This window comes from Nitrospira sp. BLG_2, assembly GCF_049222245.1.
On sequence record NZ_JBLYIG010000144.1, the window covers coordinates 1 to 2981 of the forward strand.

At 57.6% G+C, this 2981-nt stretch carries 3 protein-coding genes; all 3 read left to right on the forward strand.

Translation table 11 applies throughout. The features are described 5' to 3' along the window. The coding region (locus ACOSYY_RS04120; RefSeq protein WP_421661001.1) for a thiamine pyrophosphate-dependent enzyme at nucleotides 1-1051 on the forward strand (1051 nt) is incomplete at its 5' end. A 224-nt stretch (nucleotides 1052-1275) separates the two neighbouring features. Beyond that, nucleotides 1276-2520: a glycosyltransferase family protein gene (locus ACOSYY_RS04125; RefSeq protein ID WP_421661002.1), complete on the forward strand. Its 1245-nt coding sequence runs from the start codon at nucleotides 1276-1278 to the stop codon at nucleotides 2518-2520. Beyond that, entirely contained in the window at nucleotides 2517-2951 is a 435-nt protein-coding gene (locus ACOSYY_RS04130; protein WP_421661003.1) for a glycosyltransferase family protein, read from the forward strand. The genes ACOSYY_RS04125 and ACOSYY_RS04130 overlap by 4 nt, the downstream gene beginning before the upstream one ends. The last annotated feature ends 30 nt before the right edge of the window (nucleotides 2952-2981 follow it).

Here is a 2981-nt window from a genome sequence, read left to right on the forward strand (position 1 = left end):
CGCCTCGGCAAAACGACCGGCCATGCTCGTTGGGGCCGAGGTGGGTCGGTTCGGGCTCCAGGACGACTTGGCCCGTCTGGTGGAGCGACTGAACATCCCCATTGCCTCGACATTGCTCGGGAAATCAATCATTCGGGAAGATCATCCGCTCTATGTCGGCGTGTATGGCGGGCTGATCGGGCGGGAAGAAGTACAGCAATTCATCAACGATTCCGACTGTCTGTTGATCCTGGGGTCCATTCTGTCTGATGTGGAAGACCTGGATGCCTCCTCGCCCTTACTTTCAGAGGGCCGCACCATCCATGCCACCGCCGACCGGGTCGCCATCAAACACCATCGGTATGAGTCGATCAAGTTTCAGGATTTTGTCCAAGGTCTCGTGCGATCGCCGCTTCCGTCCTTTTCTCATTCCCAGCGCTCGCTTCCCATCATAACTATGGCGGCGCCATCGGCGCCGGACTTGGATGCGCCGGTGACGCTGGAAGGACTGTTCCGCCATCTCGATACGGTGCTGACGGAAAAGACGGTCGTGATCGCGGACGTCGGTGAATCGCTCTTTGCGGCGGCCGACCTGCACGTGCGCCATCGATTCGAATTTCTGTCGCCGGCTTATTATACGTCGATGGGATTCGCCGTTCCTGCAGCCTTAGGCGCTTCGTTCGCCGATCCCAGCCTGCGACCTATCGTCCTGGTGGGAGACGGCGCCTTTCAGATGACCGGGACTGAGTTGTCGAGCTGCGTCCGCTATGGCCAGGATCCGATCGTCATCCTATTGAATAACCGCGGCTATTCGACTGAACGAGAAATCTTGGAAGGTCCCTTTAACGATGTGCATGAATGGCACTATGACAAAGTATGCGACCTGATTGGAGGCGGACGGGGCTCGCGGGTCAGCACCCAAAGAGAGTTCGAACAGAGCCTTGCCGCTGCCTTCGCCGACGAACATCAGCTGCATCTTCTCAATGTTCTCTTGAGCCCCAACGATCGATCGCCCGGCATGGTGCGCTTGGCAAGGCGGCTGGGGAAGAAGCTTTCCACGGATAAGCCATAGGAAAAACCATCCACCGCTGCTTCCTTTTTCTACATCTCCACAGACTATTTCCATAAACTTCCCCGTCGTCTATGTTCTTGTCCACGGTCGAGAATGGTATACTCCCTGCACTTTTCCCCTATTGGTGTTTAGCGCTGCCGGAGTATAATCCGTCTCCTCCGGTCTGTCCGACTTTACGCGAGACCGGCTTTCAGCAATAATCATGGATCCGTAAAGGGGTACCTGTGTCCGACTTTTACCAAAATGGTGTCGTGACCGTTCTCCACCGTCTCGGTCAGTCTAATATCGAGCAGCTTGAGAATGAGCTCGAACGGTACGCGAAGACGACTCCGATCGCCTTGGTGCTCCCATCGCTCTATGCGGAGTTGGAGCGTCCCGCGCTCAAGCGCATCGTCGAGATCCTCAGCGAAGTTCGATATATCAACGAGATCGTCATTTCCTTGGACCACGCTTCCGCTTTGGAATTCAGACTGGCCAAGCAATTTTTTTCCGACCTCCCTCAACGAGTCCGCGTGATCTGGAACGACGGCACGCGGATCCAAGCGCTTTTGAACACCCTTGTCTCGCACGAAGTCGATATCGGGCTCCAGGGCAAAGGACGCGGGTGTTGGACGGCCTACGGCTATGTGTTGGCCCGAGGCCAGAGCCAAGTGATCGCCCTGCATGACTGCGATATCGTGAGTTACGATCGCCAGTACCTCGCCCGCCTCTGTTACCCCATCGCCAATCCGAATCTCGCCTACGAATTTTGTAAGGGGTATTACAGCCGTGTGACGGATCGCATGCATGGACGCGTGACGCGCCTCTTCATCACTCCGCTGATCCGCAGCCTCCAACTTCTGGTTGGACCGCATTCCCTACTCTCGTTTCTGGACAGTTTTCGGTACCCGCTTGCCGGTGAATTCGCGATGGTGCGGGATCTGGCCTGGATCAACCGTATTCCCGGTGACTGGGGGCTGGAAGTCGGCATGCTGGCCGAGGTGTACCGCAATTGCGCGCTCCGGCGGATCTGCCAGGCGGATATCGCCGATGCGTATGAGCACAAGCATCAAACGCTGTCGACGCACAATCCCGACGCAGGCCTGCTGAAGATGTGCGTCGACATCACGAAATCGCTGTTCCGCAACCTGGCGAGCGAAGGGCTGGTCCTCTCGGAAAGCACACTCAAGACATTGCGGGCCACCTATCTCCAAGCCGCGCAAGAAGCCATCAGTCGGTACGAAAACGACGCGGCGATCAATAGCTTGTTTTTTGACCGCCATGAAGAGCGGCGTGCCGTTGAAGTGTTTCTACGCGGCATGACCTTGGCGACGGACAGTTTTCTCGAAGACCCGTTGGGCGTCCCCATGATCTCGAACTGGAGCCGCGTCGCTCACGCGGTACCCGATATTTTTCATCGACTCATGGACGCCGTGGAACAAGACCATGCCTGGAACCCCGCGGCCGAAACACGGCAACCCGTCTCATGAACACCGGCCTGATCCCACTCACTCCTGAAACCGAAGAGCTGCTGGAGGCAGTGCGCAGCGCCGACATTCTGGTCGGTATTCCCAGCTTTAATAATTCAGGGACCGTCGGGCATGTCGTGCGAGCCGTAGGAGCCGGACTGGCCAAATATTTTCACGGCCATCGTGCCGTCCTGGTGAATGCCGACGGCGGATCCACCGACGACACCCCCGCCATCGTCGCCCATACCATGGTCGATCTGGAACCTCTCTTCATCAGTGATCGACAGAGCACGCTCCACCGGAGCGTCACGCCCTACCACGGTATCCCCGGCAAAGGCAGCGCGTTTCGCACGATTTTCGAGATCGCTCGGCGGCTCAAAGTCACGGCTTGTGCCGTCGTCGATTCGGACGTCCGCAGCATCACACCCGAGAAGGATCTGTTCATTGCCTGAGGGGGGAGCCGAAGCTCGTCAGCCTGATCG